Here is a 15,753-nt window from a genome sequence, read left to right as displayed (position 1 = left end):
AGAGATAAAGATCTCTGCGGATGATTCAGCAGAGGGTCAGTTGTCAGTAAAGGATCGCCCCGCCGTGACGATAAATAAGGTATTTCCGTACATAGCGGCTAAGGAACAGGTTTTATGCTGTTTAAATTATCATTACGCAGCGGGTTGCTGATTATTCTGTTATTAATGACCGCGTTGTTATGCATTGTCAGCGCCACCGGGTTTATCGCTCTGAGAGCCGCCGATCGCTCACTGACTGAGATCAATCGTATCCATGAGAATGAGCTGGCTAACCTTTACCAGAGTAACAGCGACTTACTGCATAGTCGCTCACTGGCGGCACTGGTGGTCCTCAAGCAGGAATCGGGGGATAAACAGGCCGCAGCAAAGTATCTGCAGGGGGTAAATGATGCGGTTGCCAGTTCACTGCTGCATATGGAACTGTTTATGAAAGCCGGGACGGTGACGCAGAAAGGAAAACAGATGGCGGCTGACATCAGTCGCAGTTTTCAGGCCTATACCGGGCAGGCTATTTTTCCGAGGGTCACCAGCCTTAAAGCAGCAGATCTTGCCAGTTACTATCAAAATATTGAGAAATTCCCTGCCCTGATGGCCAGCTTCAGTCAGTCGGTACAAACGTTTAATCGTTACGCCAGTAATGTTGCACAACAGCAATTTATCCTTGCCGGAAAACGGCAGAGGAATATGGAAATATTACTGGCTCTCTGTTCAATCATTACCATCAGTACCTTACTGATCAGCTGGCGGATCCTGCGGCAGGCCTTGTTACAGCCATTGGCGCTGATGACGACACATCTGACATTTATTGCCGAAGGGGACTTAACCCGTCAGGTGCCTCTGGCAGGCAGTAAAGAGCTGCTCAGGGTAATGAATACACTGCAGGCGATGCAAAGTGCGCTGGGGACTTCGGTACAGCAAGTCTCCGGGGCCAGTTTACAGATAGACCAGGGATGCCGTGAACTGGGGGCGGGGATCCTTAACCTGTCTCAGCGTACAGAAGAGTCTGCAGCCTCTCTGGAACAGACGGCCGCGAGTATGGAACAGATCACCGCCACAGTCCGCCTGAATGCAGGTAATGCGCATCAGGCGCATCAGCTTGCCAGCCGGGTGTCGGAAACTGCCCATCGTGGTGCAGAAGTGGTCAATCAGGTTGTCGAAAAAATGCAGGAGATTACCCACAGTTCGCAAAAAATTGGCGATATTCTGGCTATGATCGATGGTATTGCTTTTCAGACCAATATACTGGCTCTCAATGCTTCGGTTGAAGCGGCCAGGGCCGGGGAACAGGGCCGGGGATTTTCGGTGGTTGCTAACGAAGTCCGCAGCCTTGCCCAGCGCAGTGCCAGTGCCGCAAAAGAGATCCGTCAGCTGATAGTCACTTCCCAGAGCCAGGTGGCTGATGGCAGCAGGATGGCCAGCAGGGCCGGGGAATCGATGAGTGAAATTTATTCTGAAGTATCGCAGGTCAGTCTGCTGATGAAAGAAATTTCGGTTGCCTCTGATGAACAGAGCCGCGGTATCGAACAGATAAATATTGCGGTCACACAGATGGATGACGTGGCGCAGCAGAATGCCGCATTGGTGGAACAGGCAACGTCAGCGACTCATACACTCGAAGACCAGAGTTCCCGGCTACAGCATACGGTCGCCGGGTTTCGTCTGACGGCGTAAAGCGTCACCAGCCCCGCAGATCGGCACCGGGTAAGATCTGCGGGGGAAAACCGGTAATTATTGTGCGTTTTCTTCAGGGTTCTCGCGGATAAAACGTTCAAGGTCGTTGACCATCGTTTCAGGACCGACAAAGAACGGACTGCGCTGGTGAATACTCTGGGGTTTCAGTTCCAGAATACGGGTGGTGCCGTCACTGGCTTTGCCGCCAGCCTGTTCGGCGAGAAAGGCCATCGGATTACATTCATATAATAAACGCAGTTTTCCTGTCGGATAACTTGCGGTACTCGGGTACAGATAAATACCGCCTTTTAACAGGTTACGGTGGAAGTCTGCGACCAGAGAGCCAATATAACGTGAAGTATAAGGGCGGCGGGTAGCCGTATCTTCTTCCTGACAGAATTTCAGGTACTTTTTCACCCCCTGCGGGAAGCGTGAATAGTAACCTTCGTTAATCGAGTAAATATTGCCTTGTGCCGGGAAAGTCATCCGTTCCTGACTCAGACAGAACAGGCCCAGTGACGGATCGTAGGTAAAGGCATGTACGCCGTGGCCGGTGGTATAAACCAGCATGGTCGATGAACCATAAACCACATATCCGGCAGCAACCTGAGCGGTACCGGGCTGCATAAAGTCTTCTTCAGTGACCGGCGTCCCTACGGGAGTAATACGATGATAAATTGAGAAAATAGTACCGACAGAGACATTGACATCAATATTTGAGGAACCATCAAGCGGGTCCATCAGCACCACATACTTACCGTTTTCCACACCTTCGAAAATGACAAATTCATCTTCTTCTTCGGAGGCGATGCCCGCCACAATTCCGCGTGCTTTCAGGGCGGCTTTCAGTTTTTCGTTAGCGAACAGGTCAAGCTTCATTTGCTGCTCACCCTGTACGTTCTCGACGCCGCTGGTGCCAAGAATATCGACCAGACCGGCTTTATTGATGTCGCGATGAATAACTTTTGCGCCCAGTTTTATCGCTGAAATCAGCGCTGTCAGTTCGCCTGTGGCATGAGGAAAGTCATGCTGCTTCTCAACAATAAATTCACCCAATGTTTTCATAACAATTATCCGGGATAAGTTAATTAATGAATTTCTTACTTTATGTTAACACCAATGCAAACTTAACTGGCCATAATAACTTAATCAATCATCTTATTTCTTAGTTACCGGCTGTAGCGTTACACTGTACCGCAACTTTTGGGTAATGGATCAGTTTATGCGAATTCACATTCTGGGTATCTGTGGCACCTTTATGGGTGGGCTGGCAATACTTGCGCGATCTCTGGGACACGAAGTGACCGGTTCTGATAGCAACGTATATCCGCCAATGAGTACTCTGCTGGAACAACAGGGAATTGAACTCACTCAGGGCTACGACCCTCAGCAGCTGGATCCGGCACCGGATCTGGTGATCATCGGTAATGCGATGGCCAGGGGGAACCCCTGTGTTGAAGCGGTACTGGAAAAAAATATGCCTTATATGTCCGGTCCGCAATGGCTGCATGATTTTGTGCTGCGCGACCGCTGGGTGCTGGCCGTTGCCGGCACTCATGGTAAAACTACCACTTCGGGGATGGTGGCGTGGATCCTCGACGCCTGTGGCCTGGCGCCGGGGTTTGTTATCGGTGGTGTGCCGGGCAACTTTGATGTCTCTGCCCGGCCCGGTGACAGCCCGTTTTTCGTCATTGAAGCAGATGAATATGACAGTGCCTTCTTTGATAAACGATCTAAATTTGTGCATTACTGCCCGCGGACACTGATCCTCAATAACCTGGAGTTTGATCATGCGGATATTTTTGATGATCTGCGTGCTATTCAGCGCCAGTTCCATCACCTGATCCGTATTGTTCCCGGTCAGGGGAAAATCCTGTGGCCGGAGCAGGATACTAACCTGCGTCAGGTGATTCAGATGGGCTGCTGGAGTGAACAGGAAACTCTGGGAGAACAGGGGCACTGGCAGGCGAAAAAACTGAACGCCGATGCATCCCACTGGGAAGTCTGGTTTGATGGCCAGCCGGTGGCAGAAGTGAACTGGTCACTGGTGGGCGAACATAATATGCATAACGGATTAATGGCGATGGCGGCCGCCCGGCATGTCGGCATTACTCCGCAGGATGCAGCATTAGCCCTGAATGATTTTATCAATGCCCGTCGTCGTCTGGAATGGAAGGGCAATATCAATGGCATGGATATCTATGATGACTTTGCCCATCATCCGACGGCTATCCTGGCCACGTTATCGGCCTTGCGCAGTAAAGTCGGTGGTAATGCACGGATCCTCGCGATACTCGAACCGCGCTCCAATACCATGAAAATGGGGATCAGTAAAAATGAGCTGGCACCGTCACTGGCCAAAGCCGATCAGGTATTCCTGTTCCAGCCGCCGCATATTTCGTGGCAGGTTACGGATGTGGCTGATGCCTGTATCCAGCCTGCACACTGGAGTGCGGATATTGATACGCTGGTGGAAATGATAGCCAGAGAGGCAAAACCCGGTGATACCCTGCTGGTCATGAGTAATGGCGGTTTTGAAGGGATCCATCAGAAGCTCCGCCAGCGACTGGAAAACCGGTAAGCCGCGGCCGGCAGGGCGAAATGTCGCCCTGCCGGAAGCCTTACTCAGCTTCCGCCAGCTCACGCAGATACTGGAAAATCAGTCGTGCAGATTTCGGCGGTTTATTGGCCGCTTTTTCTTTCTGAGCATTACGGATAAAACTGCGTAATTGCTGACGATCGGCTGTCGGATATAAATTAATCACCTCTGTAATCGCATCATCGCCCTGTTCAATCAGCCGGTCACGGATCGCTTCCAGTTTGTGGAACAGTGCTACCTGCTGATTATGGCGGTTCTTCAGTTTATCCAGTGCCTGGCGAACAGGTTCGACGTCACGTGAACGTAATAACTTACCAATCAGTTGTAACTGGCGGCGGCGTGCCTCTTTCCTGATTCGCTGAGCCAGTTCAACTGCATCGCGCAACTGTTCATCCAGCGGGATGCGTTCCAGCTCATTTTTACTCAGGTCAGTCAGTTCTGCACCCAGGCGTTTAAGCTCTTCGGCATCACGTTTAATTTCACTTTTACTGACCCAGATAATCTCTTCATCTTCATCTTGCTGGGGGTCTGGCTCGTGGTCGAGCCACTCATCGGGCTGTCTGGTCATTATAGGGCTCCTGAAAAAGAAGCTAATGCTAACAGGTTACAGGGTGACTGCGAAATTGTTCTCTGACTCTGATAGACTGAATATATTCATACATAACAGCAGACGGCGAATCGATGAAGGTATCAACTCAGGTTGCAGAGCAACGTAAAGTGCTGGAACAGGCAGTTTCTCACGCGCTGGAGCTGGCGAAAACCAGCGCCGACGGCGCAGAGGTCGCAGTAAGTAAAACGACAGGGATCAGTGTCAGTACCCGTTATGGCGACGTGGAAAATGTTGAGTTCAATAGTGATGGTGCGCTGGGAATCACCGTCTATCTGCAGCAGCGTAAAGGCAGTGCTTCTTCGACCGATCTCAGCCCGCAGGCTATCCAGCGTACGGTTCAGGCTGCTGTTGATATTGCCCGTTACACCTCACCGGATCCCTGCGCCGGAGTGGCGGAAAAAGATCTGCTGGCCTGGGATGCTCCGGACCTGGATTTGTTCCATCCTGCGGAGATTGAAGTTGATCGTGCCATTGAACTGGCGGCGGCGGCAGAACAGTCAGCCCTGCAGGCGGATAAGCGGATTATTAATACCGAGGGTGGCAGTTTTAATAGCCATGCCAGTATCCGTGTATTCGGTAACAGCCATGGCTTACTGAACAGTTATTGCAGCAGCCGCCATGGTATTTCGGCCAGTGTGATTGCTGAGCAGGAAGGGCAGATGGAGCGCAATTACGCGTATACCGCGGCCCGCGATTTTGCTGACCTGCGCACGGCACAGTGGGTCGGTGAAGAGTGTGCCCGTCGTACTCTGGCACGGCTGGCCCCGAGAAAACTGTCTACCATGCAGGCTCCGGTTATTTTCGCTGCTGAAGTGGCGACGGGGCTATTTGGTCATCTGGTCGGAGCTATCAGTGGTGGTAATGTTTACCGTAAATCGACCTTCCTGCTGGACTCACTGGGTAAACAGATTTTCCCTGACTGGCTGAATATTGAAGAACGTCCGCATTTGCTGAAAGGCGTAGCTTCTACCCCGTTTGACAGTGAAGGCGTCCGAACCTGCGACCGGACGATTATTAATCATGGTGTTTTACAGGACTGGTTACTGACCAGCTACTCTGCGCGCAAACTGGGTCTGCACAGTACGGGGCATGCCGGCGGCATCCATAACTGGCGTATTGCCGGACAAGGCCACTCATTTGAACAGTTATTACAGCAGATGGGCACCGGGCTGGTGGTCACCGAGTTAATGGGTCAGGGGGTAAGTGCTATCACCGGTGACTACTCTCGTGGTGCCTCCGGTTTCTGGGTCGAAAATGGCCAGATACAGTATCCGGTCAGTGAGATTACTATTGCCGGTAACCTGAAAGATATGTGGCAAAACATGGTCACTGTCGGCGATGACATCGAAACCCGCAGTAATATTCAGTGCGGCTCTGTATTACTGGACGGAATGAAAATCGCCGGTCAGTAACCGGCTGGCAGCAGTCGATACCGGTGATAAAACTAATAATGCCGGTACGCTGATAATCATTAAGGAGTGAGCAATGGGTAAATCTGTGATTGCGGCATTCACTGCCGTGCTGTTTCTTTCCTGCGCTTCGGCCTATGCCCTGCCACTGGAACAGGATATGGATATTCTGGGGGTGGAGCTGGCAACCGTGCAGAGCACTGACAGTGGCCCGGAAATGCATCAGGCCCTGCAAAAAATGCAGGCGGCGGCCGAAGATGCAAAAAAATCGGCGCCCTATACGTTGCAGGGGCAGGCACCTGACAGTTCCGGTATGAAAGATTACCGTGCCGGACTGGATCAGTTAATCACACAGATTGTGGTGGTCGATAAACTTGCGGTGTTGAATAAACTACCGGAAGCCAGAACTGAAGCGAAAAAGCTGGCTGAGATCCGTAATCAGAACCATAAAAAATTTCGCTGACTGCCTGCCCGGACCTATGCAGGGCCCGGGCGGCAGTATTAACCGGATATTTCAGCAGGCAAAGTACGGACCAGCGCCTGCCAGTGTTTCAGGGTCACAGGATCATTCCCATCCCTGAAGCGTGATGACTGTTCACTGACTTTATCAATCGCTTCCTGAGGCGCCAGCAGGATATTCTGCCGGCCGCCGGCCAACGCAGCAATTTGTATATTACAGGCCCGCTCAAGCATATGCAGATTGCGAAACGCCTGCGCTATGTTGCTTCCCGCGGCCAGCAAACCATGATTACGCAGGATCATAACATCACTGTCTGCCAAATCCCGGACCAGCCGTTGTTGTTCATCCATATCAAGGGCAATACCTTCGTAGTCGTGATAAGTGATACGTGAGTAAAAGCCAAGCGCGTGCTGTGATATGGGCAGCAGCCCCTCGCGCTGCGCAGAAACCGCCACACCATCACGGGTATGGGTATGCAGGATTGCTTTCAGATCCGGGCGTGCTTCATGAATGGCTGCGTGGATCACATAGCCTGCCTGATTGATCCCAAGCCCGGTCGGATCATCAATAATATTACCGCGGATATCTATTTTAATCAGATTGTGCGGGGTTATTTCCCCGAACAGTAATCCGTAGGGATTAATAAGAAAGTGTTCTTCTTTGCCCGGTACCCTCACCGAAAAATGCGTATAAATATGGTCAGTAAATTTCAGCTGCGCCGCCAGTTGGTAAGCGCGGGACAGATCCAGCCGCACAGCATATTCTTCATCAGACCAGTGGCGGCTATCTGTGGCGGTGTGATGAACCAGGGTGTCTGTAGTCATAATGATTCCTGTATAAAAAATTACCAGTCAGTGCCCTGGCCGAGTAAAGCCAGAATTTCCTGACGTTGTCTGACCAGTAAAGGGGCGTCCCGATGACGGGGAAAAGGTGCCGGATTACGGAATTCGGCAAGAATGCGTGCAGGACGGGGTGAAAAAACCACCACACGGTGGCTAAGCAGTAAAGCTTCTTCGATATCATGGGTAACCAGCACACTGGTATAGCCCTGGTTTTGCCATAAGGTAATTAATTCACTCTGCATACGGATCCGCGTCAGGGAATCAAGTTTACCGAGGGGTTCATCCAGCAGCAGCAAACGGGGCTCATTCAGCAACGCACGGGCTAATGCCGCCCGTTGTGCCATCCCCCCCGATAACTGGGCTGGCCAGGCATCAGCAAACTCCTGCAAACCGATACGGCTGATCAGCTGATCAGCTTTGGGTTGTTGCCCTTTTAGTCCGCGAGCCCGCGGGCCGAGTAAAACGTTTTGCCGTACCGTCAGCCACGGGTATAGCGTCGGGTCCTGAAATACCAGAATACGGTCAGGGCCAGGGGCGGTTACCGGCTGGTTTCCCGCCAGCAGCTGCCCTTGCTGTAAAGGTTCAAGACCCGCCAGTAAACGCAACAGTGTCGATTTTCCGCAACCGGAAGGGCCGAGCAATGCCACGCTTTCACCCGGGGCAATCTGCAGGCTGACATTATCCAGTACCGGCAGTTGCTTATCTTTCAGAGTAAAGCGGTGGCTGATATTTTGCAGGCTGATACTCAGCCCGCTGAATGTTTCTGTTGCCTGAGCGGTGGTTACCATTTCATGGTTCCTTTTTGCCAGCGGAGTACCCGGTTTCTTACCGCGAATAACAGACTAATCAGCCCGGAACACAGCAGGGCCATCAGTAACAGTGCTGCATACATATTTGAATAGGCAGCCCAGCCCTGTGCCCACTGCAGATAGAAACCGATACCTGACTTAACTCCGACCATTTCGGCAACAATCAGTACCGAAAATGATGCTCCCAGCCCCATAAACAAACCGACAAACACACTCGGCAAAGCGGCAGGGATAGCTACCCGTAAAATCAGAAAACGGGAGTTCCCGCCCAGGGTTCTGGCCACGTCATACCAGGCCTGATCGATCCCGGCAACACCTGACCAGGTGAGCACAGTGACCGGAAACCAGGTCGCCAGTGCGATCAGAAACACGCTGGCATCATGGCTGGTAGGGAACAGAAAAAAGCATAACGGCAACAGGGCAGTGGCCGGCAATGGTCCGAGGATACGCAGCACCGGATGCATCCAGTAGCCAACCCGCGGTGACCAGCCAATCGCCAGCCCGGCAATAAAACCAAACAGCGTGCCCAGCAGCACACCACTCACCAGCAAAGACAGTGAGTGATACAGGCTGTCGAGCAGCCTTGGCCAGTCATCATGAAACACCTGTAACAGTGCCTGGGGAGGCGCGAAAAACGGGACCGGCAGTACCAGCAGCTTTGCCGTTAATAACTGCCAGCCACTGAGTAACAGAGGCAAGGCGATTAGCCAGGCCGCGGCGACTCTGAGCCGGGGCAATGCAGTGACCCAGTGGCGATAAGTGACTGTCAGTAGCAGTAACAACAGGCCAATAGTCACATTAATCTCTGCCCATAGTTGTGAATAAGGCCAGTCTCTGGCACCGTTTGGCCAGTACCGCGTAATAGCGGCCGAAACCAGCCATGCCAGCGCCGCAATTGCGCCTTTATTCCACAGCCGGGGCAGTGTCAGTCCGGCCGGGGAAATCAGATGATCAGGCGAAGACATTTGCATAAATACTCTCCGAAAACTGATGAGGATTAACTGAGGCACTGATAACCTGTACTCTCTGTAAATCAGTGACATAGCGGGTCATTTCGTTGACGAATGCTGCTCCGACAGCATGATGGTCATGGGCCTGACTCATCAGAATTGCTGACACTTCCTGTGGCGAGGTATTCAGTGCATGGGCCATAAATTCGCTACCGACTTTTTGCGGATTCCTGGCGGCAAAACTGTGGGCATCCAGCAGGGCCTGAGTCAGTGCCGCTGCTGCAGGTTTGTGCTTACGGGCCAGCTCCCCGCTAACGCCGATAACACAGCAACTCAGGTTGGCGTACTCTCCGGTCATATTACTGGCCAGCAGATGATATTTCCCCGTATCCAGCATCCGCGTGCTGAAAGGTTCACTGCCACTGATGGCGGCAATTTCACCGTTATCCAGCGCATGGGTCATCAGGTCGGCAGGATAGACCTTCCACTGCACATCCGCGATGGGGTCAACGCCGTGATTTTTGAGTAAAATCGCAAAGAAGTTTTTATCCGGCCCGGCCATATCGGTTACCCCGATAGACTGACCTTTCAGACTGGCAAGAGAGGTATAAGGAGAGTTATTTGCCGTCAGCAGGCTCAGGCAGCCGCCATGAGTACCGGCGGTCAGTTTTACATCGAACCCCTGTTCAAGGGCTTTCAGCCAGCGCAGTGCCATTCCGATCCCGGCGTCCGCTTTCCCGGTGGCAATCGCCTGTAACAGCACATCGGTTGAGTTACCAAAATTGACGAATTCGACATCCAGATTGTATTTGCTGAACAGATTTTGTTGCTGTGCCACGGTGACCGGCGCAATACAGATCGCGCTCTGGTTGATCGCCAGTTTTAATTTAAAAGGTTCGGCCAGCCGCAGTGATGAAGTATCTGCAACGCCGCCTTTGGTATTATCGGCGGTTTCGATCATCCCGGCCATGCCTGCCATCGAATGACCGACAGGCTCAGCCGCCCACAGAGAAGATGAAAAACCGCCGAGCAACGGTGTTGCTGCAAGGCCGGAACTGAGGGCCAGAAAACGCCTGCGGGATAATAGGGAAGAACGCATCAGTCAATTCCTTGTTATTGTTCCCGGACCCGGGAAATTAATGTTGTCACCGGAAACCATCTCCGGACAGAGCCGCCGGCCGCACCGGTGAATGTCTGCGGCGAGTCAGGCCGGGGCTGTGTTCAGTCGTTGTTGTCCCGCATATAACCAGGCACTGTCTCGCTGCGGGGTATGTACCCGGCCACAGAGCACATTGCGGTAATGACGCTCCAGTGGATTACTGCGTGTCAGCCCGTAATTCCCTGATAACTGCAGGGCCAGGTCGACCACGCGGATAGCATTATCGGTAATAGTCGCTTTTGCTAAACCGGCCTGCGAATAGCTGAACGCTTCTGCCGCCGCCTGGTTTAACAGTGTGCTGTTAATCAGTAGTAACGATTCAATTTGTCCGGCCTGTTCCTGAACCCGCGGCAGGGAGGCAAGAGGCTTGCCGAGACCTGAAGGGGTCCGTAGCTGAAGCCAGCCGGTCAGCCAGTCGGCAGCGGCCCGGGCAATAGCATCGTAAATGGCGGCCAGCAGTGCCGTATTGGCATTGGCAAATGCGGTCTGAGACGCGGTATCCGTGTGAGTCGTGGCATTCACCGGGGTGACATCGGCCGCATAATTGAGCGGCACAGTGACGTTTTTGAAAATGACTTCATGGCTGCCGGTGCCACGCATACCAATATGGTCCCAGCTGGGAATAATGCTGATACCCGGGGCCGATTTCGGCACCAGCCAGCTGCCGACCAGCGGGACCTGGTCATCACTGCATGCCCAGACGACCAGCCAGTGCAGCCCTTCAATCCCGGTAGTGTAAAGCTTATGGCCATTCAGTACCCAGCCGGTGGCGGTACGCCGTGCGATGGTTTGTGGCAGGCCACCACGGGCCGGTGAACCCATTTCCGGCTCGACCCGCAGACTGTTAATCAAGGCCCCCTCGCTGACCGCGGTTTCGGATACCCTGCGGATCAGCTCTGTCGGCCAGCGGTTTGGCTGGCGTAACCGTAAGTGATGCAAATAATGCATACAGGTGATCAGTGCTGTCGACGGCTCACCTCCGGCAATGGCGCTGATCACCTGTTGCAGCGTGTCGAGGGAAGCGCCACTTCCGCCATAGGATTGTCCGGTCGCCAGTGCCAGTAATTTATGCTGCTGTAACCAGGACAGATTCTGGTGCGGGAAAGCACCTTGCTGATCATATTGTTGCGCCGTTTCTGCCATTCGGTGGCGAATATCGGCGAGTAATGATGCCGGAGGCCAGGGGGCCGCAGACTGTTCTGCCTGTCTCATTGGATGCTCCTTATGGATATCAGGCACGCTGGCGTTCAGCCTGTTCACGGCGGGCGATTTTTTCCCGTGTCAGTGGTAGTAATACTTTCCCGTAATCCAGCGCATCATTCAGAGGATCGAAACCCCGGATCAGGAAATTTCGCACCCCGAGGTCGTAGTAATCGAGTAATGCATCGGCAACCTGTTCTGGCGTACCTACCAGCGCGGTAGAGTTTTGTCCGCCGCCGACCAGCTTTGCGATACCGGTCCACAGACGTTTATCGACAATTTCTCCGAGGGCGGCCGTAGCACGCAGCCGCTGAGCTCCCACACTCTGTGGTTTATTATCCGGTTTCAGCGGCCCGGCGGTCTGCTGACGACGGGTCGCGGTGGCAAGGATTAGTTCAGCTTTCTGCCAGGCCTCCGCTTCTGTATCGGCAATAATCGGGCGGAAAGAGACACTGAACTCTGTTTTCCGACCATGACGGGCTGCTTCGGCAGTCACGCGGTCAATAGTCTCTTTGGTCTGGGCCAGAGATTCTCCCCACAGTGCGTAAACGTCGGCATGTTTACCGGCGACCCGAATCGCGGCATCGGATGACCCGCCAAAAAAGACCGGAATCGGCTGATCTGCAGGGGGACGTATTGCCGAGATCGCCTGCTCAGCCCGGTAAAATGAATTACTGATATTGAAGGGCTGATCATTGCTCCAGATATCACGTACTACGTCGAGGAAAGCTTCACTTCTGGCATAGCGCTGATCATGGTCCAGATAATCACCGTCACGACGCTGCTCTGCATCGCTGCCGCCACTGATAATATGTACTGCCAGACGGTTATCCAGTAACTGATTCAGGGTGGCAAATTTACGTGCTGCGAGGGTAGGGGAGACGAACCCGGGACGATGGGCGAGCAGAAACTTAATTTTTTCTGTTGAGAGCCCGGCCAGTGCTGTGACCAGAAATCCATCGGGCTGGTCGGAAGCATGGGCGACCAGCAGGCGGTCGAAACCTGCGGCTTCATGGGCCCGTGCAATACGAGTAATGTAGTCTTTATCAAATACAGGGCCTGAAGGGGCGATGGTTTCAGATGCCAGACGGTGGCTAATCATGCCGATAAACTGAATGCTCATAGTTATTTCCTGTCACAAAAGGGCCCGCAGATCTGCACAGATCAGCGGTGGTTTTTTATACTCTAGGCCGAATGTTAATATGATCAAAATTCATTTTTAACATTAGTAATTATGCTAAACAGATATGAACCCGAGGCACCGTGCGCTAACGTCGCGGGCTAATTCAGAAAACCGGTAATGGCGTATTCGCTGACGTTAATTTTTTGCGGAAGAATGCCATAGTGATAAAAACGATCTGCGGTGGATTGCAGGTTGCTGAGATCGCCGGGAGTGACATTGCGTGAGTCTGTCGATCCGCGTGAGATAATCAGGCGGGCAGTCGAGAGAGGTAACTGGCTGAGCGCGGCGTAACTGGCGGCATATTGCTGAGGATGACTGACCGCCCAAAGTCTGGCTTTACGTACCCGGCCAGCAAAGTCCTGAATGGCCTGTCGCTTCGCCGGATCAGCCAGTGATGCGGTCGTAGCGGTCAGAAACGAAAATGAGGTTGTCAGGTGGCTGGCATCGGTAATTAACCGGCCCCCGTTTTGCTGAGCGACGGCCAGGTAGGGGTCAAAAACGGCCCAGGCGTTGATCTGGCCACTGTTAAAAGCGGCGCTGGCATCAACCGGCAATACAAACCGGATCCGCGTATCCTGACGCGACAGACCGGCTTTTTCCAGTGCCAGCCAGAGCATATTCTGTGAAATACTGCCGGCCGCTGAGGAAACAACGACCTGCTGACCACGCAGGTCGTTAACCGTTTTTAGCGGGCTGTCGGCAGGCACTACAATGCCGTTACCCCTTCCGGTACTGACTTCGGTTAAAATAATTTTCAGATTCACTCCGCCTGCCAGTGCCTGTAATACCGGTAAATCCCCGGCGTAAGAAGTGTCTGTGGCATCAGCCCGCTGGGCTTCAAACAACGGGGCGGCTCCCTGAAAATTGGCCCAGTGGATCGAGTACGGCAGATCCTGCAATACCCCGGAAGCCTCCATCAGACTGCGTAAAATACGCGCCTGATCACCGACTACCAGAGAGGTTTGTGCAGCAGATACACTGAATACCAGCCCCGGTAAGATCCATAACACCGCTATCCACCGGATAACGCGACGGACCTGTGTACCCGGTAAGGAAAAAGACATAAATAATTCCTGCAACAAATGAAATGTGTTATTACGTTAGCAAAGGCATTTTTATTCCTAAAATTCAATTTTTATCTAAGCTAATATGCAAAAAGTTCATAAGAGATCAGCATGCGAATAGATGACATCGATGCATTACTGGCGGTAGTACAGTTTTCTTCCCTGAGTCAGGCCGCTGAACATTTAGGGATTACGCAGTCAGCGATCACCCGCAGATTACAAAGTCTGGAACAGTCATTAGGGACCCGGTTGCTGGACCGGCAGACCAAACCCCTGCGGCTGACCACGGTCGGACAGCGGGTTTATCAGCAGTGCCTGGCTCTGAAAAGAGAGGCCCGTCGTTTGTATGCGATGGCCGATGATGGCGGACAGCCGCGGGGGCCTCTGCGGTTAGGTTTACCCCAAAGTCTGAGTGAACTGAGTCTGACGCACACCCTGAATAACTTACGTCAGGAATTTTCTCATGCCGGAATCACGGTCAGTTGTGGCTGGGGCGGACAGTTACTGAATCGTCTGGAAAACTTCGACCTTGATGCCATGCTGGCGATAGGTCCGGCGAACCTTGCGGTGCCGGAGAATATTCAGGCTGTAAAACTGAAACCTATGGCGGTAGCGGTGATCGCCCGTAAGGGAATGTTCAGTGAGCATATAACACTGGGTGAAGCGGCAGAAACGGGGTGGGTATTGAATCCTGAAGGGTGCGGATTAAGAGCCGGTATTATCCGTTATCTTGAACATTCAGGCAGTCGATTCAACGTTAATGTGGAAAGTGCCGGAGCACTCTTACAGATGCAACTGGTGGCGAATGGTAACGGTGTAGGAATTGTACCGCTGGCAGTACTGGAGAGCAGCCCGTTACGGGAGAGCCTGCAAATTATCGCCAGTCAGGAATATCAGCCGGAAAACTATCTCTGGCTATTATCGGCCCCTGAGCAGGGCAATCTGATGCCGGCGATCCGTGCATTTGCCCGTCAGGTTGCCGATCAGCTTCCCTGAATCAGCATCATTCCGCGGAACGGCAGAAGGCAGGATATACTGCGCTGTTATAGATTGTCGCTGTCTGCCGGACTATCAGTCACCTGGTTCGCGGGCTCTAATCACATGGCTGCTCAGAGAACTGCTGATGCCCCCGTTCAGGCCAGCAGCGCTGAGTTGTTACCCGGCTGACTGTCTCCCACTGACCTTCGCGGTAATTCATTGTAAAAACAGTTCGTTCGGCAGCGACAGAATCGTCCATTAGCCCCGATTGTTCAACGGTGACAATCGCTTTATCCGGCGCTTCTCCGCTATTTACCTGCTGTGTGACTTTTAAGTCAGTGGCATTTTCCTGAAAAGATCTACCCATTGCCTCCAGCGCACCCCGGGCCGGATAATTGTCACCGCTCGTGCTACTGACTGATTCCGCAGTGCTATTGACGCAGCCGCTGGTCATAACGACTACAGAAAAGAGAATCAAGGCAGGGATTATTTTATTTAATAATATCAATTTATTACCTCTTCATTTCCCAGGGTGTATCATGTCAGGTGTACGCTTTTTAAGCGGCAGGTATTTCACTGCGACTCAGCCAATATATCATTACTCAGACCGCTCTTTTCGGGGAAATATTGCACGGTCGCCCCTGAGCCATATGATCGCCGGAGGCTATCAGAGAACATAAAAGCAAAAACCCGCCGCAGCGTGCTGTCCATAAGCAGCGGAAGCTGGCCGGTAAGCCGCATTCCTGTGGGTGAATAGCGTCGTGGACACGTCCGCGACACCGCAGGCCGCAGAAGACTTTCCCGGAAGCAGAAAAGCAA

At 52.8% G+C, this 15,753-nt stretch carries 15 protein-coding genes; 5 read left to right on the top strand and 10 right to left on the bottom strand.

Annotation, left to right across the window (positions count from 1 at the left end; translation table 11 throughout):
* Positions 1-114: 114 nt before the first annotated feature.
* Positions 115-1,671: a methyl-accepting chemotaxis protein gene (locus JK216_RS03560; RefSeq protein WP_249213012.1), complete on the top strand. Its 1,557-nt coding sequence runs from the start codon at positions 115-117 to the stop codon at positions 1,669-1,671.
* Positions 1,672-1,728: 57 nt separating this feature from the next.
* Here the strand turns inward: JK216_RS03560 and fbp are convergent, their stop codons facing one another.
* A complete protein-coding gene (gene fbp / locus JK216_RS03555; protein WP_212707099.1) occupies positions 1,729-2,736 on the bottom strand; it encodes a class 1 fructose-bisphosphatase in 1,008 nt (335 codons plus the stop codon).
* A gap of 157 nt (positions 2,737-2,893) precedes the next feature.
* Here fbp and mpl point away from each other — a divergent pair, with 157 nt between their 5' ends.
* Positions 2,894-4,252 carry a UDP-N-acetylmuramate:L-alanyl-gamma-D-glutamyl-meso-diaminopimelate ligase gene (mpl, locus tag JK216_RS03550; RefSeq protein WP_212707098.1) on the top strand — a complete coding sequence of 453 codons (1,359 nt, stop codon included), beginning with the start codon at positions 2,894-2,896 and terminating at the stop codon, positions 4,250-4,252.
* Positions 4,253-4,292: 40 nt separating this feature from the next.
* Here mpl and yjgA read toward each other — a convergent pair whose 3' ends face one another.
* Positions 4,293-4,838, bottom strand: a complete 546-nt coding sequence (gene yjgA, locus JK216_RS03545; RefSeq protein ID WP_212707097.1) for a ribosome biogenesis factor YjgA — start codon at positions 4,836-4,838, stop codon at positions 4,293-4,295.
* Positions 4,839-4,951: 113 nt separating this feature from the next.
* Between yjgA and pmbA the strand changes: the two genes are divergently transcribed.
* Entirely contained in the window at positions 4,952-6,292 is a 1,341-nt protein-coding gene (gene pmbA / locus JK216_RS03540; protein ID WP_212707096.1) for a metalloprotease PmbA, read from the top strand.
* 73 nt (positions 6,293-6,365) lie between these two features.
* Entirely contained in the window at positions 6,366-6,752 is a 387-nt protein-coding gene (gene cybC / locus JK216_RS03535; protein WP_212711461.1) for a cytochrome b562, read from the top strand.
* 38 nt (positions 6,753-6,790) lie between these two features.
* Here the strand turns inward: cybC and JK216_RS03530 are convergent, their stop codons facing one another.
* The 7 genes from JK216_RS03530 to JK216_RS03500 form a co-directional block, all read right to left on the bottom strand.
* Positions 6,791-7,573 carry a class II aldolase/adducin family protein gene (locus tag JK216_RS03530; protein ID WP_212711462.1) on the bottom strand — a complete coding sequence of 261 codons (783 nt, stop codon included), beginning with the start codon at positions 7,571-7,573 and terminating at the stop codon, positions 6,791-6,793.
* 20 nt (positions 7,574-7,593) lie between these two features.
* Positions 7,594-8,379 (bottom strand): ABC transporter ATP-binding protein, encoded by a 786-nt coding sequence (locus tag JK216_RS03525; protein WP_212707093.1) that lies wholly within the window; start codon positions 8,377-8,379, stop codon positions 7,594-7,596.
* Positions 8,373-9,371, bottom strand: a complete 999-nt coding sequence (locus tag JK216_RS03520; RefSeq protein WP_212711463.1) for an ABC transporter permease subunit — start codon at positions 9,369-9,371, stop codon at positions 8,373-8,375. The genes JK216_RS03525 and JK216_RS03520 overlap by 7 nt, the downstream gene beginning before the upstream one ends.
* Positions 9,352-10,449 (bottom strand): ABC transporter substrate-binding protein, encoded by a 1,098-nt coding sequence (locus JK216_RS03515; protein WP_212707091.1) that lies wholly within the window; start codon positions 10,447-10,449, stop codon positions 9,352-9,354. The genes JK216_RS03520 and JK216_RS03515 overlap by 20 nt, the downstream gene beginning before the upstream one ends.
* Before the next feature lie 105 nt (positions 10,450-10,554).
* The gene (locus JK216_RS03510) at positions 10,555-11,721 is read right to left on the bottom strand and encodes an acyl-CoA dehydrogenase family protein (RefSeq protein WP_212710177.1); all 1,167 of its coding nucleotides are present in this window, start codon (positions 11,719-11,721) and stop codon (positions 10,555-10,557) included.
* 19 nt (positions 11,722-11,740) lie between these two features.
* Positions 11,741-12,832 carry an LLM class flavin-dependent oxidoreductase gene (locus JK216_RS03505; protein WP_212707089.1) on the bottom strand — a complete coding sequence of 364 codons (1,092 nt, stop codon included), beginning with the start codon at positions 12,830-12,832 and terminating at the stop codon, positions 11,741-11,743.
* A 158-nt stretch (positions 12,833-12,990) separates the two neighbouring features.
* Positions 12,991-13,956 carry an ABC transporter substrate-binding protein gene (locus JK216_RS03500; RefSeq protein ID WP_212707088.1) on the bottom strand — a complete coding sequence of 322 codons (966 nt, stop codon included), beginning with the start codon at positions 13,954-13,956 and terminating at the stop codon, positions 12,991-12,993.
* 111 nt (positions 13,957-14,067) lie between these two features.
* Between JK216_RS03500 and JK216_RS03495 the strand changes: the two genes are divergently transcribed.
* The gene (locus JK216_RS03495; protein ID WP_212707087.1) at positions 14,068-14,952 is read left to right on the top strand and encodes a LysR family transcriptional regulator; all 885 of its coding nucleotides are present in this window, start codon (positions 14,068-14,070) and stop codon (positions 14,950-14,952) included.
* A gap of 97 nt (positions 14,953-15,049) precedes the next feature.
* Here the strand turns inward: JK216_RS03495 and JK216_RS03490 are convergent, their stop codons facing one another.
* Positions 15,050-15,301 carry a hypothetical protein gene (locus JK216_RS03490; protein ID WP_212711464.1) on the bottom strand — a complete coding sequence of 84 codons (252 nt, stop codon included), beginning with the start codon at positions 15,299-15,301 and terminating at the stop codon, positions 15,050-15,052.
* Between the last annotated feature and the right edge of the window lie 452 nt (positions 15,302-15,753).

It is taken from the genome of Tatumella sp. JGM94, from assembly GCF_018257595.1.
Taxonomy (GTDB): Bacteria; Pseudomonadota; Gammaproteobacteria; order Enterobacterales; family Enterobacteriaceae; genus Tatumella; species Tatumella punctata.
This window is presented reverse-complemented; position numbering and strand designations above follow the sequence as displayed.